Annotated in this window: 17 protein-coding genes and 4 tRNA genes; 12 read left to right on the forward strand and 9 right to left on the reverse strand. The window is 37.9% G+C overall.

Annotated features, from left to right (window positions below):
- Nucleotides 1-30: 30 nt before the first annotated feature.
- Nucleotides 31-1,896, forward strand: coding sequence for a DUF885 domain-containing protein (locus RI844_RS19910; protein WP_348396389.1), 1,866 nt, complete (start codon nt 31-33; stop codon nt 1,894-1,896).
- 367 nt (nt 1,897-2,263) lie between these two features.
- Here RI844_RS19910 and RI844_RS19915 read toward each other — a convergent pair whose 3' ends face one another.
- Together RI844_RS19915 and RI844_RS19920 are read right to left on the reverse strand one after the other, a co-directional pair.
- Nucleotides 2,264-2,989, reverse strand: a complete 726-nt coding sequence (locus RI844_RS19915) for a UDP-2,3-diacylglucosamine diphosphatase (RefSeq protein WP_348396390.1) — start codon at nt 2,987-2,989, stop codon at nt 2,264-2,266.
- Entirely contained in the window at nt 2,990-3,481 is a 492-nt protein-coding gene (locus RI844_RS19920; protein ID WP_348396391.1) for a peptidylprolyl isomerase, read from the reverse strand.
- Nucleotides 3,482-3,711: 230 nt separating this feature from the next.
- On the opposite strand from RI844_RS19920, the gene cysS reads away from it, so the two are divergent.
- Entirely contained in the window at nt 3,712-5,088 is a 1,377-nt protein-coding gene (cysS, locus tag RI844_RS19925) for a cysteine--tRNA ligase (protein WP_348396392.1), read from the forward strand.
- A gap of 184 nt (nt 5,089-5,272) precedes the next feature.
- Here cysS and folD read toward each other — a convergent pair whose 3' ends face one another.
- A complete protein-coding gene (folD, locus tag RI844_RS19930; protein ID WP_348396393.1) occupies nt 5,273-6,127 on the reverse strand; it encodes a bifunctional methylenetetrahydrofolate dehydrogenase/methenyltetrahydrofolate cyclohydrolase FolD in 855 nt (284 codons plus the stop codon).
- 317 nt (nt 6,128-6,444) lie between these two features.
- On the opposite strand from folD, the gene RI844_RS19935 reads away from it, so the two are divergent.
- The 10 genes from RI844_RS19935 to RI844_RS19980 all read left to right on the forward strand — a co-directional run bounded on the left by RI844_RS19935 (nt 6,445) and on the right by RI844_RS19980 (nt 16,948).
- A tRNA-Pro gene (locus RI844_RS19935) sits at nt 6,445-6,521 on the forward strand.
- 58 nt (nt 6,522-6,579) lie between these two features.
- A tRNA-Arg gene (locus tag RI844_RS19940) sits at nt 6,580-6,656 on the forward strand.
- A gap of 7 nt (nt 6,657-6,663) precedes the next feature.
- Nucleotides 6,664-6,739 (forward strand) — tRNA-His (locus RI844_RS19945).
- A 36-nt stretch (nt 6,740-6,775) separates the two neighbouring features.
- Nucleotides 6,776-6,852: transfer RNA gene (locus RI844_RS19950), tRNA-Pro, on the forward strand.
- A gap of 1,143 nt (nt 6,853-7,995) precedes the next feature.
- Entirely contained in the window at nt 7,996-9,306 is a 1,311-nt protein-coding gene (tig, locus tag RI844_RS19955) for a trigger factor (protein ID WP_348396394.1), read from the forward strand.
- A gap of 112 nt (nt 9,307-9,418) precedes the next feature.
- Nucleotides 9,419-10,036, forward strand: coding sequence for an ATP-dependent Clp endopeptidase proteolytic subunit ClpP (gene clpP / locus RI844_RS19960; RefSeq protein ID WP_348396395.1), 618 nt, complete (start codon nt 9,419-9,421; stop codon nt 10,034-10,036).
- Nucleotides 10,037-10,199: 163 nt separating this feature from the next.
- On the forward strand, nt 10,200-11,477 hold the full coding sequence (gene clpX / locus RI844_RS19965) for an ATP-dependent protease ATP-binding subunit ClpX (RefSeq protein ID WP_348396396.1): 1,278 nt from the start codon (nt 10,200-10,202) through the stop codon (nt 11,475-11,477).
- Nucleotides 11,478-11,976: 499 nt separating this feature from the next.
- Nucleotides 11,977-14,325: an endopeptidase La gene (gene lon, locus RI844_RS19970; protein ID WP_348396397.1), complete on the forward strand. Its 2,349-nt coding sequence runs from the start codon at nt 11,977-11,979 to the stop codon at nt 14,323-14,325.
- A 287-nt stretch (nt 14,326-14,612) separates the two neighbouring features.
- Nucleotides 14,613-14,885, forward strand: coding sequence for an HU family DNA-binding protein (locus RI844_RS19975; protein WP_348396398.1), 273 nt, complete (start codon nt 14,613-14,615; stop codon nt 14,883-14,885).
- 149 nt (nt 14,886-15,034) lie between these two features.
- The gene (locus tag RI844_RS19980) at nt 15,035-16,948 is read left to right on the forward strand and encodes a SurA N-terminal domain-containing protein (RefSeq protein WP_348396399.1); all 1,914 of its coding nucleotides are present in this window, start codon (nt 15,035-15,037) and stop codon (nt 16,946-16,948) included.
- A 180-nt stretch (nt 16,949-17,128) separates the two neighbouring features.
- Here the strand turns inward: RI844_RS19980 and RI844_RS19985 are convergent, their stop codons facing one another.
- The 6 genes from RI844_RS19985 to pspF are packed head-to-tail and all read right to left on the reverse strand — an operon-like array spanning nt 17,129 to nt 23,541.
- A complete protein-coding gene (locus tag RI844_RS19985) occupies nt 17,129-17,908 on the reverse strand; it encodes a peptide ABC transporter ATP-binding protein (protein WP_348396400.1) in 780 nt (259 codons plus the stop codon).
- Between the two features lie 2 nt (nt 17,909-17,910).
- The gene (locus tag RI844_RS19990; protein ID WP_348396401.1) at nt 17,911-18,900 is read right to left on the reverse strand and encodes an oligopeptide/dipeptide ABC transporter ATP-binding protein; all 990 of its coding nucleotides are present in this window, start codon (nt 18,898-18,900) and stop codon (nt 17,911-17,913) included.
- Nucleotides 18,900-19,793 (reverse strand): ABC transporter permease subunit, encoded by an 894-nt coding sequence (locus RI844_RS19995; RefSeq protein ID WP_348396402.1) that lies wholly within the window; start codon nt 19,791-19,793, stop codon nt 18,900-18,902. Before RI844_RS19995 ends, RI844_RS19990 begins: the two co-directional genes overlap by 1 nt.
- On the reverse strand, nt 19,783-20,811 hold the full coding sequence (locus RI844_RS20000; protein WP_348396403.1) for an ABC transporter permease: 1,029 nt from the start codon (nt 20,809-20,811) through the stop codon (nt 19,783-19,785). The genes RI844_RS19995 and RI844_RS20000 overlap by 11 nt, the downstream gene beginning before the upstream one ends.
- Before the next feature lie 2 nt (nt 20,812-20,813).
- Nucleotides 20,814-22,457: an ABC transporter substrate-binding protein gene (locus tag RI844_RS20005; RefSeq protein ID WP_348396404.1), complete on the reverse strand. Its 1,644-nt coding sequence runs from the start codon at nt 22,455-22,457 to the stop codon at nt 20,814-20,816.
- On the reverse strand, nt 22,447-23,541 hold the full coding sequence (pspF, locus tag RI844_RS20010; protein ID WP_348396405.1) for a phage shock protein operon transcriptional activator: 1,095 nt from the start codon (nt 23,539-23,541) through the stop codon (nt 22,447-22,449). Before pspF ends, RI844_RS20005 begins: the two co-directional genes overlap by 11 nt.
- Nucleotides 23,542-23,629: the final 88 nt, after the last annotated feature.

A 23,629-nucleotide genomic window follows, 5' to 3' on the forward strand; every position in this document is an offset into this window, starting at 1 on the left:
CATAATAATAAAAAAATAGAGACATAAACGATGCAAAAAATTCTTCCTTTACTTGGAGTCGCCGCTTTATTGGGTGCATGCCAACCAGATACACAATCAATTAACACTGAAAAATCAACCGCTGTAGAAACTGTTGCTCAGGCCGAACAAAACCAAACAACTGAAACCGAACGTTTGAACGAATGGTTCGCGGAAAAATTCGAAAAACAGCTACAAATGAGTCCTATTTGGATGACTTTTCTAGGTCGAAAAGAAAAGTATGACCAAATTGATGACATGAGTGAAGCTGAAGAAAAAAGGCAACTGCAATGGCAAGCAGACAATGTTGCCGAGCTAAAGAAGAATTTTGATTACAACAAACTTACCGATGAAGCAAAACTTTCATACGATATTTGGGTTTATCAGTTTGAGCTAGATGCTGAAGGGGAGCAGTTTACCGACAATGGTTATGTGTTTACTCAAATGCAAGGTATTCAAGCATTCGCCGCGCAGTTTTTAATTAACTTTCATAAAGTTGATTCTGTAGCTGATATGCATGCCTACAATAAACGCATAGCTGGTATTTCAACTGCAATCAGTACCTTACTGGGAAGAGCACAAAAACGTGCTAAAAAAGGCGTGAGACCACCTAAATTTGCTTACGAAGGTGTAATAGAACAAGCACAAAATTTAATTACTGGTGCCCCGTTTGATGAAGCAGAGCAAGAATCAGCACTGTGGGCTGATGCTAATCGTAAAATAAATGCTTTATTAACAGCACAAACTATTGACCAAGCAACTGCAGATGAATTACTAACAGAGAGTAAAAAAGTTTTAATGAATAACTTCTTGCCAAGTTATCAAGCGTTAGTTGCCTGGTTTAAAGCTGACATCATTAATACTGACGAAATTGCTTCTGGAGTTGGCAACCAACCAAATGGTGAAGCATTTTATAACTTCCGTTTAAAATCAAATACGACAACGTCATTAACCGCAGAAGAAATACATCAAATAGGCTTAGCTGAAGTCGCCCGTTTAACTGCTGAAATGGAAACCATTAAAACTAAAGTTGGCTTTACTGGAAGTTTACAAGAATTTTTCAAGCATGTTGATAAAGGCGAACAGTTTTATTACCCAAATACCGATGAAGGTAGACAAGGTTACATCACTGATACTGAAACATATTTAGCATTTATTAATGAACAACTTCCTATGTACTTTGGAATTTTGCCAAAAGCTGATCTCGTGGTTAAACGGGTAGAAGCGTTTAGAGAACAAGACGGCGCTGCCCAACATTATAATCCGGGTACTCCTGATGGTACTCGTCCTGGTGTCTATTACGCACACTTGTCTGATATGAGTGCAATGCCAAAAAATGAGATGGAAGCCATTGCTTATCATGAAGGTAATCCTGGCCATCATATGCAAATTTCTATTGCACAAGAGTTAACTTCCATTCCTGAGTTTAGAACGCAAGCTGGCTTTACTGCATATAGTGAAGGCTGGGGTTTATACTCTGAATTATTAGCAAAAGAAATGGGCGCTTATAAAAGTGATTACTCTGACTTTGGCCGCTTAGTTACCGAAATTTGGCGTGCAGTACGCTTAGTTGTAGACACAGGCTTACATTCAAAAGGTTGGACCGAAGACGAAGCCGTTGCTTATTTTAAATCGAAAACCCCGGTTCCACCGGAGGCTATAGTATCTGAAGTACGCCGATATATTGTTTGGCCAGGACAAGCAACCGCCTATAAAATTGGTATGCTGAAAATTTTAGAACTTAGAAAAAATGCGAAAGCAGAACTAGGAGATAAATTTGATATCCGTGGTTTCCATGACACTATTTTAGGTGGCGGAGCTATGCCTCTAGATTTATTAGAGCGTAGAGTGAATACCTGGATAGCAAGTCAAAAGTGACGTAGTCATCCCGTACTGGTTACGGGATCTAAAGTATTATTGAGTGTTTAAAAGAGCGGCAATGCCGCTCTTTTTTTTAATTCACGGATGACTTAACTTAGAATTACCAAGGATGGTGCAAATTCTGTAATTCACGGATGACTTAACTTAGAATTACCAAGGATGGTGCAAATTCTGTAATTCACGGATGACTTAACTTAGAATTACCAAGGATGGTGCAAATTCTGTAATTCACGGATGAATTAACTTAGAATTACCAAGGATGGTGCATATTCTGTAATTCACGGATGGATTAAGTTAGAATTGCTCTGAAAGGTATACATTTTGTCACGCTGCGTGGAGCCGCTTATTATAGAGCACCGCAGCTTTATTTAAATGATGTGCTTAATAATTCATAACCATCTGGCGTAAACTTAAGCCAAGCCCCTTGCTCGTACCAATCACCTAGCACAATACGAGTTGCCGGTTTGCCATTCGCTTCAAGTTGGTGAATAGCTGGCCTGTGTGTATGGCCATGAATCATTAACTGGCAGTCATTATCTTCGAGCTCTTTAACAACTTCACTTTGAGTAACATCCATGATCTCAGGTGTTAGATCATTTTTTTTCATCGCGGATTTGGCGCGATAGTCTCTAGCCATCTTTTTTCGTAACCATAATGGCAAACATTGAATGCCTTTACTCCACCACCAAGATCGGGACTTTTTTCTAAATTTTTGATATTCAATATCATCAATACAAAGCGAGTCGCCATGCATAATTACGGTTTTTGTGCCGTATAAGTTGATAACTTGAACATCTGGCAATAATGTCATGCCACATTTTTTTGCGTACTTTTTGCCGATCAAAAAGTCTCTGTTACCCACAATAAAGAACAGTTCAGTCCCTATAGCACTTAATTTTTTTAATTCATTTGCAATGTTAAGAACAAAAGGGTGGTCGTCGTCATCACCAACCCAAAACTCGAAGAAATCACCGAGGATGTATAGTTTTTCGGCTTTTGGTGCTTCATTACGTAAAAAACTCAGAAAGCAATCGGTTATATCCGCTCGCTCCTGAGTTAAATGTAAATCAGCTATAAAGTAAGTGAGCAATTATGCTACCTCAACAGACTCTATTGTAATGTCTTCTTGCGGTACATCATCGTGATAGCCGGTGCGGCCAGTAGTTACTAAAGTCATTTTATCAACAATATCCATACCTTCTACGACATTAGCAAATACACAATATCCCCAACCTTGTACTGACTCATTTTTAAAGTCTAAGAAGTTGTTATCAACCAAGTTGATAAAAAATTGTGCTGAAGCTGAATGAGGATCTTGAGTACGAGCCATAGCTAAAGAACCGCGAGTGTTGCTTAGGCCATTGTTTGCTTCATTATCGATAGCACCGCGAGTTGTTTTTTCACTCATGCCTGATTCAAAACCACCGCCTTGTGCCATAAAGCCTTTAATTACACGGTGAAAAATTGTTCCGTTATAAAAACCATCTTCACAGTATTGTTTAAAGTTTGCGGCTGTTTTAGGGGCATTATCAAAATCTAATTCGATTTTAATGTCGCCTAAATTTGTTTTAAATGTGATCATCTCTTGTTTCCTATGTTAGTTGCCTGAGGCATTTATGGCATGAATTGTAACCTAGTGAGATATTCTGTAAAGAACAAAACAATGAAGAATCAATAAAGTATCCTTAAAAACAGCGCATTTTAGCTAATTAATGAAAATATCAGCGCTTTTAGTATCCTCATTCTAGTTTCTGGTATCTAGTTCGGGTACAATTGCGCGGCAAATTTTTATCAGTATAAAAGAGAGAACAAATGTTACAGATATACAATACATTAACCCGTCAAAAGGAAGAGTTTAAACCGATTAATCCTGGAAAAGTGGGTATGTATGTTTGCGGCATTACTACTTATGATTTATGTCATATAGGCCATGCGCGTACTTATGTGGCATTTGATGTTATCTCTAGATATATTCGTCATTTAGGTTATGAATTAACTCACGTTCGTAATATTACTGACGTTGATGACAAAATTATCAAACGTGCTAGCGAGAATAATGAATCATTTGAAGAGTTAACCGAACGCATGATTGCCGAGATGTATGCCGATCTAGATGCGTTGAATATTGCTCGACCTGATATCGACCCGCGTGTATCTACTCACATGCCTGAAATCATCGAGATGATTGAAAAAATTATTGCTAATGAACATGCCTATGTAGCTGCCAACGGCGATGTGATGTTTGACGTACCATCTTTTAAAGATTACGGTAAATTAAGCTTACAAAATTTAGATATGCTACAGGCGGGTTCAAGAGTTGATGTTGATGATGCAAAACGTAGCCCCCTTGATTTTGTATTATGGAAAACGGCAAAACCTGGTGAGCCATCTTGGGCTTCGCCATGGGGTGAAGGACGTCCAGGCTGGCATATAGAATGTTCTGCGATGAATTCAAAACACTTAGGTGAACACTTTGATATTCACGGTGGCGGTAGCGATTTACAATTTCCTCATCATGAAAATGAAATCGCGCAATCATGTTGCGCATCTAAAACCGACTATGTGAATTATTGGTTGCACGGCGGCATGGTACAAATTAACAAAGAGAAAATGTCTAAATCGTTAAACAATTTCTTTACCTTGCGCAGTGTTCTTGAAAGCTATGATGCTGAATCGGTTCGTTATTTCTTGGTATCAAGTCATTATCGCAGTCAGTTGAACTATTCTCAGGAAAACCTGGATCAGGCTCGTGCTTCGATTGAGCGTATTTATAATGCATTAAGAGGCGTTACGCCGATAAGTGTTGAACTATCAGGTAACGAATATGTACTTCGCTTTGAACAAGCGATGAATGATGATTTTAATACTGCTGAAGCATTGCCGGTTATCTTTGAATTATCAAAAGAAGTTAACCGCTTAAAAGCCAATGATTTACAAAAGGCGGGAGAGTTAGCATTCATTTTGAAATCGTTAGGCGCAATTATTGGTATAGCACAAACCGAGCCTGAGGAGTTTTTCAAAGCGGGTAGTGATGATGACGCTGAATTAATTGAACAATTAATTGTGCAGCGCAATACCGCTCGAGCAAATAAAGACTGGGCAATGGCTGATGATGCCAGAGATAAACTTAAAGCGATGAATGTTATTCTAGAAGACAGTGCAGGTAAAACAACTTGGCGTAAAGGCTAAAAAAGACTCCACTAATTTAAAATAATAAACTAAAAAAAGGCGCATCAGCGCCTTTTTTACTTCATGGAAGAAGGAATGCAAATTGCGATGGACCATTCTTTCACATCCTGTGATCATGGCATATACAACATCCATGTTGAAAACGGTTTTAAATTTGTACTCACTCCACTCCTAGTTCCTAGTCTTAGCTATGAAAGTCTTCACAAGCAATTAGTGTATTTTCGATTAAGCTTGCTACAGTCATTGGTCCAACCCCACCGGGTACGGGAGTGATAAATGCAGCTTTTTCTTTAGCAACAGTAAACTCTACATCCCCAACCAATTTGCCAGTATCTAAACGGTTAATACCAACATCGATCACTATTGCGCCTTCTTTGATCCAATCGCCAGGAATAAACTCAGGTTTACCTACGGCTACTACAACTAAGTCTGCTTGACGAATACGAGCTTCTAGGTTTTTAGTAAACCTATGAGTAGTCGTGGTTGTACAACCTGCTAGTAATAGCTCTAGCGTCATCGGTCGACCAACAATATTTGATGCGCCAACAACAACTGCTTCTAAACCGTGAGGTTTAACACCTGTTGATTCAATAAGGGTCATGATCCCCTTAGGAGTACAAGGACGAAGACCAGGCTGACGTAAGCATAACTTACCAACATTAGCCGGGTGGAAACCGTCAACATCTTTATCTGGATGAATATGCTCAATGATCAAATTAGCATCTAGCTCTTCAGGTAATGGCAGCTGCACTAAAATGCCATCAATCTCATCGTCATTATTTAATTGATCAATTAAATTGTATAATTCTTCTTGCGTAGTTGTTGCTGGTAAGTCGAATGATTTAGAAATAAAGCCAACCTCTTCACAAGCTCGGCGCTTACTGCCAACATAAACTTCAGAAGCAGGGTCGCTGCCAACAAGAACAACGGCTAAACCAGGCGCTCTTTTTCCGTCATTTAAACGTTGTAGTACTTTCTCTTTTACTGAATGTCTAATTTGCTTGGCAATTTCCTTACCGTCAATCAGTTGTGCTGTCATTGTTTTGAAGTTTACCTTAATTAAATTGGCCGTATTTTCTCATAAAATTATTGCTGGTGATAGCTAAATGGCTAGGTATTCATTATTTTTAAGCTAATGTTTTGTTAACTGCATCGAATGGCGACTTTATAATTAGCTATCCCAACGAAAATATTACCTGAACTGTTTGTTTATTGTTAAATGTTGTTGGTTTTTGCACAATATGCTGTAAAAACAACCGAACGATCATTTTTTTATAAAAAGTGTTTGACGCCATACGGTCAGCTAGGTAATATGCGCATCCGTTAACGCAGTGATGTGTTAGCCAGAAAATCTGTCGGTGATTAGCGCAGCTTGGTAGCGCACTTGGTTTGGGTCCAAGGGGTCGCAAGTTCGAATCTTGCATCACCGACCACTTTTCTAACTTGTTAATTTAAAAATTTTATTTTAACAAACCCTGTAAAGGTTGTTTTGCGCCCTTAGCTCAGCTGGATAGAGCAACGCCCTTCTAAGGCGTGGGTCAAAGGTTCAAATCCTTTAGGGCGTGCCATACAGTGGTGGCTATAGCTCAGTTGGTAGAGCCCCGGATTGTGATTCCGGTTGTCGTGGGTTCAAATCCCATTAGCCACCCCATTTTTCTACACCTTGTAGTTAAATAGAAAAGAATATCGGTGATTAGCGCAGCTTGGTAGCGCACTTGGTTTGGGTCCAAGGGGTCGCAAGTTCGAATCTTGCATCACCGACCACTTCTTTATCTCTCGCAATACTCAAAATCGTAATAATATTCTAAACATCAAATATTCGAACTTGCGAAGCAAGTTTTAAAATTTTGTCTGGAACAAAATTTCACGCACTTGTGCGCCCGAAGGGGAAAATACAGGACGTATTTTATACATCTTGCATCACCGACCACTTCTTTATCTCTCGCAATACTCAAAATCGTAATAATATTCTAAACATCAAATATTCGAACTTGCGAAGCAAGTTTTAAAATTTTGTCTGGAACAAAATTTCACGCACTTGTGCGCCCGAAGGGGAAAATACAGGACGTATTTTATACATCTTGCATCACCGACCACTTCTTGAAAAGTCTGAAATATTCGACGTTAAAACCTTACTTCAATAAAATACTTATTCGAACTTGTGAAGCAAGTTTGATAAATTTGTCTGGAACAAATTTAAACGCATGTAGTGCGACAAAGGGGAAAATACAGGATGTATTTTATTCATCTTGCATCACCGACCACTTCTTCTTTTAATTACACCAAAAAATTTTCATGTCGTAATTTAACAAATTACATGCAAATTAATTCCATCAACCTTTCTATGCGTTATTGACTAAGTAATCAGAAAACTTTTTACAATACTCTCGTTTCTCGTTTCTCGTTTCTCGTTTCTCGTTTCTCGTTTCTCGTTTCTCGTTTCTCGTTTCTCGTTTTAGGCCCTTAATTACAAAATAATTCAATTTTCTTTATTTTACTGTTGTTTTTAAATTCTCTGCCCATATATAAACGCATAGCGTGACTTATTAATAGGCTAAGTGGTTGTTAGTAAAAAGAACAATAACCTTACTAATTGTAGGCTCTACAGAGCAATGCTTATAGTAAACCCATTTCAAAATGGTTTGAATTTACGATGAAGCAAATTAGTTACTAACTCAGCTATTTACACCTGCGGTTAGCACCGCTATAATTCCGCGTCACATTTTAATCGAGTCTATGTTAATTAGACGATAGAACATCTTTTTTGCGAAAGGTTACAGATTAATCTTTCGACTCATAATTCACTGTAAGGGTGGTTTATGGATAGGCAGTAAATATAGTGTTTGCTGGTAAATATATAGAGATGCATTAATAGGCGTTATAAACGTCAGAATTTGAGGTACAAAAATGCAAGTTTCAGTTGAAACTACTCAAGGCTTAGAACGTAAAGTATCAATTTCTGTTCCTGCCGAAACAGTAGATGTAGAAGTAAAAAACCGTTTGCGTCAAATCGCAAAAACACAAAAAATCAACGGTTTCCGTCCTGGTAAAGTGCCACCTTCTGTAATTCAGAAGCGTTACGGCAAATCAGTACGTCAAGAAGTTGCTGGTGAGTTAATGCAACGTCACTTCGTAGAAGCAATCGTAGCTGAAAAATTAAACCCTGCTGGTCGTCCTGCATTCGTAGCAAAAAGCAACGAAGAAGGTAAAGAGTTAGAGTTTGATGCAACTTTTGAAATCTACCCTGAAGTAGAGCTTGCTGGCTTAGAAACAATTAAAGTTGAAAAGCCTGCTGTAGAAGTAACTGAAGCAGACCTTGATGAAATGTTTGTTACTTTACAAAACCAACACAAAACTTGGAAAGAAAACAAGCGTAAAACTAAGAAAGGCGACAAGCTTACTTTAGATTTTAACGGTCGTGTTGATGGCGAAGAATTTGAAGGCGGTAAAGCCGAAGCTTTCGAACTTGAATTAGGCGCTGGTCGCATGATCCCAGGTTTTGAAAAAGAAGTTACAGGCATGAAAGTTGGCGAAGAGAAAACTATCTCTGTTACTTTCCCTGAAGATTACCATGCAGAAAACCTTAAAGGTAAAGATGCAGAGTTTGATATCGTAGTTCACAAAACTGAAGGCCCAGTGCTTCCAAAAATTGATGAAGAATTTGCGAAATTATTCGGTGTAGAAGAAGGCGGTATTGAAGCCCTTCGCGCTGAAGTTCAAAAGAATATGGAACGTGAATTATCTCAAGCTGTTAAAGCTAAAGTTAAAGAACAAGTACTTGAAGGTTTAGTTTCTGCAAATGAAATTGATACTCCAAAAGCATTAGTTACTCAAGAAGTTGATGTGTTACGTCAACAAGCTATGCAAAAATTTGGTGGTCAAATGGATCCTAAGAACATGCCACAACTTCCTGCTGAAATGTTCCAAGAACAAGCAGAACGTCGTGTTAAAGTTGGCTTGTTATTAGGTGAAGTGATTAAAACCAACGAACTAAAAGTTAATGATGACAAGGTTAAAGAGTTAATCGAGTCAGCAGCATCTGCTTACGAAGATCCAAAAGAAGTGGTTGATTACTACATGGGTAACCAAGAACTTCTACAACAAATGCAACACGTAGCTCTAGAAGAGCAAGCGGTTGAATTGATCTTAGAAAAAGCAGCTGTTAAAAACAAAAAAACAGCTTTTAAAGACATCATGAACCCACAAGCTAACGCTTAGTAGTTATTTACGAGGTTTAATCGTCTTTTGCATTGACATTGTCTCTTGCAATAGCTTAAATGGCTTATATGAATTTCATATAAGCCATTTTTATTTCTTTAAGGATATTTTTTTGTTTACTTCCAATAATAATTCAACACCAATCGAAAATGCATTAGTACCTATGGTGGTTGAGCAAACACCTAAAGGTGAACGCTCTTTTGATATTTATTCACGTTTATTAAAAGAACGTGTTATTTTCCTTTGCGGGCAAGTTGAAGAGCATATGGCTAATCTTATTGTGGCGCAATTGTTGTTTCTTGAGTCTGAAAGCCCAGAGAAAGATATTTTCCTATATATTAATTCGCCAGGTGGCTCGGTAACTGCGGGTATGGCGATATATGATACAATGCAGTTTATCAAACCAAATGTTAGTACTGTTTGTATGGGGCAGGCGGCGAGTATGGGCGCGTTTCTATTAACCGCTGGTGAAAAAGGCAAGCGCTTTTGCTTACCAAATGCACGAGTGATGATCCATCAGCCTTTAGGTGGCTTCCAAGGACAGGCATCTGACTTTGAAATTCACGCGAAAGAAATCCTGTCTATTAAAGAGAAGCTTAATCGTTTAATGTCAGATCATACCGGTCAAAAATATGAAAAGGTAGCTAAAGATACCGACAGAGATAACTTTTTAAGTGCACAAGAAGCGGTTGATTATGGATTAGTTGACTCCATATTAACTAAGAGATAGTTAGTACTACCCAAAAAAATTGGGCTTAAAAGTATGTTCACATTGTTAAAACTACATTTTGTGAACATACTTAACAGTGAAACTAGAATTTTTTGTCCCTGAAAAGGGCACTATCAATAGCTAATTTATTGATAGGTTATGTTTAGATTGAGGTAAAAACCGTATGACCGACGAGATTAAAGGTAGCGGTGATAACGAAAAGTTATTGTATTGTTCGTTTTGTGGCAAAAGCCAACATGAAGTAAGGAAGCTTATTGCAGGGCCTTCTGTATTTGTTTGTGATGAATGTGTAGAACTGTGCAACGACATTATTCGTGAAGAAATAAAAGATATTTCTCCGAAAACTGAGTCAGATAAATTACCAACTCCGCAAGAGATCAGAGCAAATCTTGATGATTATGTTATTGGTCAATCACATGCCAAAAAAGTATTGTCAGTAGCGGTTTACAACCATTATAAGCGTTTGCGGAATGGCGATAAGCATAATGGCGTTGAATTAGGTAAATCCAATATCCTATTAATTGGTCCTACAGGCTCAGGTAAAACACTACTTGCTGAAACGTTAGCGCGTATGTTGGATGTACCGTTTACTATGGCTGATGCTACTACGTTAACTGAAGCTGGTTATGTAGGTGAAGACGTTGAAAACATCATCCAGAAACTTTTACAAAAATGTGAGTATGATGTTGAAAAGGCACAACGTGGTATTGTTTACATTGATGAAATCGACAAAATTTCACGTAAATCAGATAACCCATCAATTACTCGCGACGTTTCCGGTGAAGGCGTTCAGCAAGCATTATTGAAACTGGTTGAAGGTACTATTGCAGCGGTTCCTCCACAAGGTGGCCGAAAACATCCACAACAAGAGTTCTTACAAGTAGATACTTCTAAGATCTTATTTATTTGTGGTGGTGCGTTTGCCGGTCTTGATAAAGTTGTTGAACAACGTTTAATCACTGGTACGGGCATAGGTTTCGGTGCAAAAGTTAAAGACAGTGATTCTAAAAAAACGCTGACCGAAAGCTTTCAAAACGTTGAACCAGAAGATTTAGTTAAATACGGTTTAATTCCAGAGTTTATTGGCCGTTTACCAGTTGTTGCAACATTAACTGAACTAGACGAGCATGCGTTAATTCAAATTCTGCAAGAACCTAAGAATGCCTTAACCAAACAATTTACTGCTTTGTTTGATTTGGAAGGTGTTGAGTTAGAGTTTAGAGAAGATGCGCTTAAAGCCATTGCTAATAAAGCTATGGTACGTAAAACTGGCGCTCGTGGTCTTCGCTCTATCGTTGAAGGTGTATTACTTGATACTATGTATGAACTACCATCGTTAGTTGATGCAAGTAAAGTTGTAGTTGATGAAACTGTGATTAAAGGTGAAACAAAGCCAATTATCATGTTTGAAGCACCAGAAGAGAAGCAAGCGAACGAATAAAACATAAAAGTTTTATATATCATAAAAAACCAGTCCATAGTGACTGGTTTTTTTATGCTTGTTAGAAACGAGAAACGAGAAACGAGAAACGAGAAACGAGAAACGAGAAACGAGAAACGAGAAACGAGAAACGAGAAACGAGAAACGAAGACGGTGGTTGTAACCCCAAAAAGGGAAGTGGCTTCGCCATTACGCGCGAACACAGAATTAATACCATCCGTGGCAATTCTAGGTTAAATCATCCATGATTTAAATTTCACGCCAACCAGTAGTTCTGGTCTTGTTGGTCCGAATTCATTCGAACGTAATCCCCGAAGGGCGTTACTGACTATTCTTTTACCCTATTTTTAATTTTTTGGTATTAGTTATTGAAACCTTAAACGCTATCCCCATATACTTAAATAGAGCATTAAAAAACTGCCGACTTTTTATCTAAAGAATAAACAACAATAGAGATAAATAGTTAGGTTAAAACATCACTTTTCCAAGAGAATTCCCCATGACTATAGAGCATTCAGGACAAATAGAAACCCCGGTATTAGCCTTACGTGATGTCGTTGTCTATCCACAAATGGTAATTCCATTGTTTGTAGGCCGTGAAAAATCAATTCGTTGTTTAGACCGAGCAATGGAAAACGACAAAAGAGTTTTCCTCGTAGCACAAAAAGATGCAAGTGTTGATGACCCACAAGCTGAAGATTTATTCCAAATTGGAACGGTTGCCACAATATTACAAATGCTTAAATTACCTGATGGCACAGTAAAAGTACTTGTTGAAGGCATGCAGCGTGGCAGTATTAAAGAATTTACTGAAACTGAAGAGTATTTTATTGCCGATGTTGATTTTTTAGAAGCCGAACAAACTGATATTGATAATCATGAAGTACTAGTGCGCAGTGCGGTTTCGCAATTTGAAGGTTACGTTAAACTAAACAAGAAGATACCTCCTGAAGTCTTAACTTCTGTATCAGGTATCGATAGTGCCGAACAACTTGCTGATACTATGGCTGCTCATATGCCGTTAAAATTGCAAGATAAACAGCATGTGTTAGAGATTATTAATGTTGGCGAACGTTTAGAGTATTTAATGGGGCTGATGGAAGGTGAAATAGATCTTCTACAAGTAGAAAAGAAAATTCGCGGCCGGGTTAAAAAACAAATGGAAAAAAGCCAACGCGAGTACTATTTGAATGAGCAAATGAAAGCGATTCAAAAAGAACTAGGCGATATGGATGATGTGCCCGACGAAGCTGAGTTATTAGCTAAGAAAATAGACGAAGCACAAATGCCCAAAGAAGCTAAAGAAAAAACCTTAGCTGAACTGCAAAAATTAAAAATGATGTCTCCGATGTCAGCAGAAGCAACTGTTGTACGCAGTTATATTGATTGGATGATCTCCGTGCCATGGAAAAAGCGCAGTAAATTAAAGCGTAATCTTAAGCTTGCTGAAGATGTATTAAATAAAGATCATTACGGCTTAGAAGAAGTAAAAGAACGGATCATTGAATACCTAGCCGTGCAACAACGTGTGACTCAGCTTAAAGGTCCTATTTTATGTCTTGTTGGTCCTCCTGGGGTTGGTAAAACATCTTTAGGTCAGTCTATTGCTAAATCTACTGGTCGTAAGTACGTGCGTATGGCGTTAGGTGGAGTAAGAGATGAAGCTGAGATACGTGGTCACCGCCGAACTTACATAGGTTCTATGCCGGGCAAGCTAATTCAAAAAATGGCGAAAGCCGAAGTTAAAAATCCATTATTTCTATTAGATGAAATTGATAAAATGGCCTCGGATATGCGTGGCGATCCAGCTTCGGCATTACTGGAAGTGCTAGACCCTGAACAAAATAATAATTTTAACGACCATTATTTGGAAGTGGATTATGATTTGTCTGATGTCATGTTCGTTGCCACCTCAAATAGTATGAACATTCCAGGCCCGTTATTGGACCGTATGGAAGTTATTCGCCTATCGGGGTATACAGAAGATGAGAAACTCAACATCGCTCGTAATCACTTATTAGCAAAACAAATTAAGCGAAATGGTTTAAAAGATAACGAAATAGAAATTGAAGATAGTGCCATTATCGGCATTATTCGCTACTACACTCGTGAGGCTGGCGTACGTAGTTTAGAACGAGAAATCTCAAAACTATGTCGCAAATCAGTGAAAAAAATACTGCTTAACAAAGACATTAAAAAAGTAGTGATCAACCAAGAGAACCTGGAAGAGTTTTTAGGTGTACAGCGATGCGATTATGGTAAAGCGGAAGATGAAAATCGCATTGGCCAAGTAACAGGTCTTGCCTGGACTGAAGTAGGGGGGGAATTATTAACGATAGAAGCTGCCTCTGTTCCTGGTAAAGGCAAATTACAATTTACCGGCTCACTTGGTGAAGTTATGCAAGAGTCAATTCAAGCTGCAATGACAGTGGTAAGAAGCCGTACTGAAGGTTTAAGAATCAACGCCGATTTTAATGAGAAGCGTGATATTCATGTTCATGTGCCAGAAGGCGCTACACCAAAAGATGGTCCAAGTGCAGGTATTGGCATGTGCACGGCATTAGTGTCTAGTTTAACTGGTAACCCGGTTAAAGCGGATGTTGCCATGACTGGTGAAATTACTTTGCGTGGAGAAGTGCTAGCGATTGGTGGCTTAAAAGAGAAGTTATTAGCTGCACATCGTGGTGGTATCAAAACGGTGATCATTCCAAAAGATAATGAACGAGATCTAAAAGATATTCCTGATAATGTAAAAGCTGACTTGTCGATACACCCAGTTAAGTGGATTGATGATGTGCTAGATCTGGCGTTGGCAGAGTCACCTGATAAGTGGTCTGTAGCCAGTTAGGTTAAGTTATTGTTAAGTGTTGTTTGAAAAGTAACCGTTTTTGAAAGAAAATTTCGAAAAATTTTAAATTAGGGCTTTTCAAACAAGTTATCTGTGGTAATCTGATTGTCGAATTAAGCTTGGCCTGCTCTACAGGATAGTAATAGTAAGGCACAGACAGATATTAATTAATTTTAATAGATAAATTATTTTTAATAGATGGAGCTTGCAGTAGTTAAAAATGCCTGATATAAAATGTTCAAGTATTTTTTTAGTTCCAAATAATAACAATTAAAGGGGAAGACAAAATGAATAAGTCTCAATTAATCGAAAAAATCGCAGCAGGTGCTGACATTTCTAAAGCTGCAGCTGGTCGTGCGTTAGATTCTTTCATCGATGCAGTTTCTGATGAATTAAAATCAGGCGAGCAAGTTGCTCTAGTTGGTTTTGGTACATTCTCAGTTCGTGATCGTGCAGCCCGTCAAGGCCGTAACCCACAAACTGGTGCTACAATCGAAATTGCAGCAGCTAAAATCCCAGCATTTAAAGCCGGTAAAGCGCTTAAAGATGCGGTAAACTAAAATTAAATTTTAGTTTCATAAAGCTGGCTTAGGCCGGCTTTTTTTATAACAAAAATAAATTCACTTTTTGTATATTAATACTTCAAGCACGCTAGTGCTTTTGCTACAATCAGGGATTAAATTTTTTGTCCGATGTTAAAGAGACACACATGTTAGAAAGAATAAGAGAAGGCTCTTCAGGAATTACTGCCAAAGTTATTTTAGGCTTAGTAATTGCAACGTTTGTATTTGCTGGTGTTGGTAGTTATACCAACTCTGTAGATACTTCAGCAGCCACAGTAAATGGTGAAAAGATTAGCCAGCAAAAGTTTGATCAAGCGTATCAAAATCAACGTAACCGCATGGAACAACAATACGGTGAAATGTTTGCACAGTTAGCTGGTAACGATATGTACATGCAATCTATGCGCAGTAATGTACTAGAGAATTTGATCAATGAAGAATTGCTTGATCAAAATGCTCGTGAATTAAATATTCGCATAAGCGATCAACAAATCAAAGAAGCCATCCTTGCCATGCAAGAATTTCAAGTTGATGGTGTATTCAATAATGATCGTTATTTAATGGTAATTAACCAAGCTGGTTTTTATCAACCTTCTGCATTTAGAGATTACTTACGTGTAGACATGGCTCGTCGTCAATTAATGCAAAGTGTAATGGCAACTGAATTTAGCATGCCATATCAACAAGATTTGGCTGTGAAGTTAACCAACCAAACTCGTAGCATTCGCTATGCAACTATTACTGCAGAGCAATTTAAAGCGACAGTTGAAGTGACTGATGAAGAAATTAACCAGTATTATCAAGAGAATCAATCACGTTTTGCTACGCAAGAGCAAGTTAAAGTTGAATACATCAGCCTTGATATTGCCAACCTCAAAAAAGACGTAGTTATTGAAGACAGTGAAGTACAGGCTTATTACGATGATAACCTTTCATCTTATTCTACAACTGAACGTCGTCGTGCATCACACATTCTGATTGAGTTTGGTGAAGATGACGTAGCTGCTGAACAACAAGCTAAAGACATCCTTGCTAAAGTTAATGCTGGTGATGATTTTGCCGCACTTGCTAAAGAATTTTCTGCAGATACATTCTCTGGTGAAAATGGCGGCGATTTAGATTGGTTTGAACAAGGTGCTATGGATATTGAGTTTGATAAAGCGGTATTCGCATTAACTAAAGAAGATAACCTTAGTGACATTGTTAAATCTGATTTTGGTTTTCACATCATTAAGCTAACTGACATTGAAGAAGTTGCAACAAAGCCTTTTGCTGATGTTAAAACTGAAATTTTAGCGCAATTAACTAACGATCAAGCTTTAGAAGTTTATTACGATTTACAAACTCAAATGGCTGAAGTCGCATTTGAATCTCCTGATTCGCTTGAAGAAGCAGCTGCAGTAATTAATGCAGAAATTCAAACCAGTAACTGGTTAACTCGTGGTAATAATCCTGCACCATTTAATAATAGTGATGTTGTTGAAGTTGCTTTTTCTGATGTAGTTCTACTTGATAATATGAACTCTGATGTTGTTGAAGTTTCTGCAGATCAAGTTGCAATGGTGGTACGTATTAACGATCATCAGGAAGCTACAACTAAGCCTTTAACTGAAGTTTCTGAGCAAATTAAAGTTCAACTTGTTAACAACAAAGCAAGCTTAGCAGCACAACAGGCAAGCGAATCATTACTATCTAAAGTTTTAGCGAATGAAGATGTTACTGTAGCTCTTGCCGCAACTGGTTCTAGTTTTGTTGCAGCTGATAATATTACTCGTAACGGCGCTGAAGTTACCAATAATATTGCCAAACAAGCGTTTACCTTAGCTCATCCTACTGAAGGTCAAGTATCTGCAGCAAGCACGTTAATGCTTTCTGGTGATTATGCAGTAATAGAAGTATTAAGTGTAACGGAAGGTGTTGCCGGTGATGCAGATGCTAATGTTGCTCAGCAACAAGCTATGTCAGTGTCGCAAGCTGTGTTTGAAGGCTATATCGCTAACCTTAAGGAAAACGCTGAGATCACTCGTAACTTACCAGCGAACTCTTCTCCATTACTATAGATAAACTGCTGCGCATTTTGTTATGGTAACTAGGTGACATAAAATAATAAAGGCCGCATATTGTATGCGGCCTTTATACTTTGATAGTTCTTAGTTCTTAGTTCTTAGTTCTTAGTTCTTAGTTCTTAGTTCTTAGTCCTTAGATCTCATACCTAGTTCTTAGCACCTCGTTCCTAGTGCTTATCTGACTTTTGTTTTTCTTTGCGACAAAATAAGCTTGCGGGTAAATTTATCTTTTGGATTTGTTAATACATCGCTGGTATTGCCATATTCAACAACTTTTCCTTCTCTAAGTACCATCAATTTATCACTAAAATGTTCGACTACATCAATATCATGCGAGACTAATAAATAGGCAAGTCCCATTTGTTGTTGCAACTCAAGCAATAAGTTGATCATTTGGGCCCGTAACGACAAATCTAAAGAAGCTAATGCTTCATCCAAGATAACCAGTTGTGGCTGCAAAATAATAGCTCTAGCAAGCGAAATACGCTGCTTTTGACCACCAGAGAACATATGAGGGTAGAAGTGCATATGATCGGCTAGTAAACCTACTTTCTGCAATGTGGCTCTTATCATTGCTTTACGTTCGTTTTCATTCAAGCGGGTATTTAAAATTAAAGGCTCTTCAAGTTGTTGCCTTATGGTTAAACTCGGGTTTAGAGTATCACCAGCATTTTGGAAGATCATCCTCACATGTTGACAGCGTTGCTTAAAATTACCCGTTTGCAGATGCTGCCCGTTCAAGCTTATTTCGCCAGTAGTTGGTCTTGCTGCGCCTACTAGCAGTTTAGCAAGCGTAGACTTTCCCGATCCAATCTCACCAATAACAGCAAGAGTTTCTTTTGCTTCTAATTTAAAAGAAATAGGATGTAAAACAGTCACTGATTTTTTTTTGAACCAGTTAGACTTAATTTTGTATCGCTTACTTAAATTTTTTACTTCAATTAAACTTGTCACAATCAATAATCCTTACGATGAGAAAAATGACAACTGACTTGATGACCATGATATGACTCGATCTGTGGCGCCTGAACACACTTTTTTTGCGCATTTGGACAACGCGGTCCTAAACGACATCCAATAGGTAAATGTTGCAACCCCGGAATACTTCCTGGCATAGCGTGTAAACGACATTTTTTTTCTATATTATTTCTAGCTCTAGGGGTACTGGCAATCAGTGCTTTGGTGTAGGGATGAAAAGGAGTGTTAAATATCTGCTCTGTTGTGCCTGCTTCAACAAACTGGCCAGAGTACATTACGGTTAAATAATCAGTCCAGTGACTTATTTTTTCTAACTCGTGGCTGATTAATAGAATCGACATGTTTTTTAATTGATTAAGACTGGATAATAAGCGAAATATTTGTGCCTGATTACTTGCTTCCATGGATGCGGTTGGCTCATCAGCAATAAGCAATTTAGGTCTTTTTGCCAACGCTATAGCAATCATCACCCGCTGACACAAAGCATTAGTGAGTTGGTGAGGGTAACTTTTAGCACAAACTTGATGGTTTTTAATGCCTACTTTATGCAATAACTTTGCTGCCGCAGCTTTTCTCTGTTGTGCTTTTTGCCAGAAAAAGCCTGAAAATTGTTCGCTATTTAACGACTCTTCTATTTGCTCGCCAATACTGTTGGTCGGATCTAGGCAGCTCATCGGCTCCTGAAATATCATTGCCACATCTTTAGTAATAATTTGCTTTCGTTCTTCCACAGGTAAACGCAATAGATCGATGCCTTGCCAATGAAATCTATCAGCCTCAACATGCCATTTATCATCAAGAACGCCAATAATTGCTTGCGCAAGTATTGATTTACCTGAGCCAGATTCACCTACCAAACCTCTTATTTCGCCGTCTTTTAATGCGAGTGATACTCTATCCACGGCTAAAATATTCTCACCGTGGCTGGTTAATTCAATACTTAAATTTTTAATATCGAGTAAATTCATTAATTATCTTTTTGTATTTTTAAAGAGTGACGAAGGCCTTCACCAACCAGGTTAGTTACTATCACGGTAAACAATATGGCTAAACCAGGCAAGTAAGATGTCCAAGGCGCGATATAAAATAAATCTAAAGAGTTTTTTAACATAGAACCCCACTCAGGCATAGGTACTGGTGCGCCTAACCCTAAGAAACCCAAAGCGGCAATATCTAAAATTGCCGCTGATTGAGCCAGAGTTGCCTGAATAATAATCTTATCAATAATATTAGGATATATGGAGGTGATCAGTACTCTTGTTTCAGTTGCACCATCAAGAATAGGAGTTAACACATAGCCTTTCTTTTGTTCTTCTTTTATCGCATTACGGGTAACATGAATAAATTGCGGAATAGACACCAAAGCGATAGCCCAGAGCACGTTTTCAAGGCCTTGCCCTAAAATTGCAACAATAATTATGGCGAGTAAAAGTGACGGTGTTGACAATATCACATCGAGAAAATGAGTCAGAAAGCTTGATTTAACACCACGAGTAATTGCCGATATTGAGCCAATAACAACCCCTATAGTCATTGCAAAAATAACCACCACAAAACTCAGGCCAAACGTTAAAGATGTACCATGAATAAGACGTGACAGCATATCTCGGCCCAAATCATCAGTCCCTAATAAATAACTAATATTACCTTCATCATTCCAAGCAGGGGGAACCAATAATTGATCCAAATTATTTTCAAGCACATCATGGGGAGTAAGAAAACTGCCAAAAACAGCCATAAAGACTAAAAATAAATAGCAACTAAAACCAATCATGGCAACCGGGGTATTACGAAAGGTATACCAAAGTTGTTTAAATGGTGACGGAAACTCTTCCTCAGAATAAATATGCTCACGTGCCATGTTTTTTATGCCTTTCTAATGGATTAAGCGTAGCGTAGAGAAAATCTGACAAAATATTAATGAAGAAGGTAAATGTGGCCAATGCAATTAAGCCACCTTGAATGGCGGTATAATCACGCTCAAATATACTTTGAATTAGCCAGCTGCCAGCTCCTTGCCAATCAAATATCACTTCGGCAATCATAGCAATGGTGACCAAATTGGAAAAATTTAAACCTATTTGTCTTACTATACCTACTAGGGAGTTACGAATGCCGTGATGGTAAATAATATGTGTTTGCGACAAGCCTTTTGCTTTTGCAGCTTTAATATAATTAGATTCTAAAACATCAAGCATTGAGGTGCGTGCCAAACGAATGAATATTGTCATTGGCGCCATAGCCACAGCAAAAGCAGGCATTATAATGTGCATAAAAGCATCTTTTAATGCTTGCCAAGTGTAAGAGCTGTCACTGAGAATGATATCAATAAATTTAAAACCAGTGACTTGCTCAATTTCAAATAATAAATTTAATTGGCCAGAAGAGGGGAACCAAGACAAGGTTATCGAAAATATAAGTATTAATATTAAGGCCAGCCAAAATACAGGAATTGAATAGCCAATCATGGCAAACGTTAAAATAACTTTATCAATGGCTTTATTATGAAATACCGCCGCTAAAAATCCTAAGGGTACGCCAAACAATAAAGCAATAAATAAAGCCGCTAAACAGAGTTCTATGGTTGCCGGTAAAAAGGTTACTAACTCGACACTTATCGGCATTTGGCTAGACATGGAAATACCAAAATTACCATCAAATATTTGGCCAACGTACGCTGCATATTGGTGGAATATGCTCTGATCCATTTGATATATCTGAGCAAGTTCTGCGAGCTGCTGCTCATCGGCATTTACTTGACCGGTTAAATTAATTAATTCGTCGCCTGGAAATAAATAACTTAAACTAAATGACATGATAGAAAGCATCAGCAAGGTAAAAAACAGTAAGTTTAGTCGCCTTAAAGTAAAGGTTAACATTGCTAGTCAGCTCCTTTTTTATTGACATCTTCAAAACTAATGCCGCCAAATGGAGTAAGGATATTACCTTCTATTTCTTTAACTTTAGCTTGAGCTCTTTTTCCGTGTGCAATTGGGAAAACTGGTAACTGCTCTTGTAGCAATTGTTGAGCCTGAAGATAAAGTTTTTTACGTGTATTTGAGTTGTTGGTTAATAACGATTTTTGTAATAGTTTATCAAATTCTTCATTACACCACATTGCTCGGTTACCACCAGTCTTGACCGCAGCACAACTCAGTAAAGGAGAGAAAAAATTGTCAGGATCAGGGTGATCGGCTTGCCAGCCAATTAACACCGATTGATGTTCGCCTTTAGCCAGTTTCTTCAAAAAAGTTGTCCATTCAAAAGTGATAATATTCACTTCTATGCCAACTTCAGCCAAGTTAGATTTTATTAATTTTGCCATTTTACGGGCATCAGGGTTATATGCTCTATGCACAGGAACTGCCCAAACATCTATACTAAAGCCATCGGATAAACCAGCATCACTAAGCAACTTAACTGCTAACTCTTTTGAATATGTAACTTCTTCAACCTGATCTGAATAAGCCCAAGAGGCTTTTGGCAACAGAGATTGCGCTACTTCGGCTTGATCATAATAGACGGCACTAACAATGGCATCTTTATCTATTGCATGAGCTACAGCTTTACGAACTAGCGGGTTATCAAACGGTGGCACTTTAGTATTAAAGGCAAGAAACGCGACATTAAAAGAGGTTACTTGCTCCAGAGATAGGTCTGGCCTTGATGCGATTTCTTGAGTTGCAATAGGGTAAGATATTACATCGCATTCATGGGTTAGAAGCTTCGTTAAACGACTAGTATTGTCAGTACTAATGTTAAATAGTAAATTTTCAATATTTACTTTTCTGCGCCAATAGTTTTCATGGCGCTGAAAACGAATTAACGATCCGTTTCTATAGTCTTTATATTTAAATGGTCCAGTGCCAATAGGCAAGTTATCTATTAATGTTAAATCCTTTTTAGATTCAATTAAGCTATCAGCATATTCTTTTGACAAAATAACTGAAAATGGCGCAGCAATATTTGCTAAAAATGAGCTTTGTGGATGAGTTAATCTAAAACGAACAGTGTAATCATCAATTTTCTCTACATCTTTTACCAAATCATCAAATTTAACACTTTGAAAAAAAGGAAATTTACCATCGACTGACTGATAAAAAGCTTGTTCTTTATCTAATATTCTATTGAAACTAAAAATGACATCGTCGGCATTCATATTTCTGGTGGGAGTGAAATACTTTGTTTGATGAAATTGCACATCTTTACGCAAATAAAAGGTGACTAGTTTATTATTTTTCGTTACATGCCATGATCTTGCCAGCGCCGGAATTTTTTCAAAATTGCTAGGGTCAAAATCGAGCAAGCGATTATAGATTTGCTTTGAAGTTGCATCAATAGTGGTACCAGAGGTAACCAATTGTGGATTAAATGAAGTCGGAGAGCCTTCTGAGCAATAGACAATACCTTCAGTTAAAATTGAATCGGAACCGACTTTTCCACAGCTGCTCACCATTAAAGTAAAAAATGCCGCGGCAATTACTTGTCGAGTATTTTGTATTGGCAACCAAGACTTAACTTTCATCAGCGTCACTACTTTCTAATAGGTTGTATTTTTTTAAATAACCTCTTAATTGATGGTAGGTTAATTTTAACGCTTCTGCTGTTTTCTTTTGGTTAAATTGACATGAGGCTAATGCATCTTTTAACAGCGTTATCTCATAATCATTAGACAAATCTTTCAAAGAAACAGGATACGATAATGGGCTCAATGAGCTACTTGAATCAGAAAGCTTAGTGTCGGAACTTACTACAGATGCTAAATCTGTATTCTTCTCTTCTGTTGTTGCTTGCCTATCGGCTGTTTTAATACGGTTATTAGGTCTAAAAGGTGACTCAAAAGGATCAATAATTAATTGATTCACTGGTAAGTGAGGATTGTTATGACGATAAACACTGCGTTCTACAACGTTTTTTAACTCCCTAATATTGCCTGGCCAACGGTAAGCTAACATGGATTTTTTCACTTTTTCAGTGAAGCCACTAAATAGTTCAAACTCTAGCTCCCTTGCCATATTAATAGCAAAATGCTCAGCAAGAATTAAAATATCTTCAACACGCTCTCTTAATGGGGGCAGGGTAATTACATCAAATGCTAAGCGATCAAGTAAGTCTGCTCTAAATTCACCTTTCTCAGCAAGCATTGGCAAATCTTCGTTAGTCGCGGCAATTAAGCGAACATCAGATTTTACCGTTTTAGAGCCACCGACACGTTCAAATTCACCATATTCAACTACGCGTAGCAGCTTCTCTTGAATTAGCCCAGAAGTATTTGCTAGCTCATCAAGAAATAATGTACCGCCATTAGCTCGCTCAAAACGACCTTCATGGCGCTTACTCGCACCAGTAAAAGCACCGCCTTCATGTCCGAAAAGTTCGCTATCTAAAAGGTTTTCATTTAAAGCTGCGCAGTTGAGTTTTATATAACTTTGATCCCATCTTTTTGAAAGATAATGCAGGCGTGCGGCGACCAGTTCTTTACCTGTGCCGCGCTCACCAATTAATAAAACTGGTTTAGCAAGGGGGGCTACCTGTGAGATATGTTCCAGTACTTCTAAAAAGCTATTAGACTGGCCAATTAAATTGTCTTGTTGTTTAAAACGGGTCATAGGTGACCTAATTATTGGTTTTTTTCACTAACAAATAGTGTATTTCATTAATGATGAGCTGAAAAGTCTTTTTTAAATTTAATTAATT

This window comes from Thalassotalea fonticola (assembly GCF_032911225.1).
Classification (GTDB): Bacteria; Pseudomonadota; Gammaproteobacteria; order Enterobacterales; family Alteromonadaceae; genus Thalassotalea_A; species Thalassotalea_A fonticola.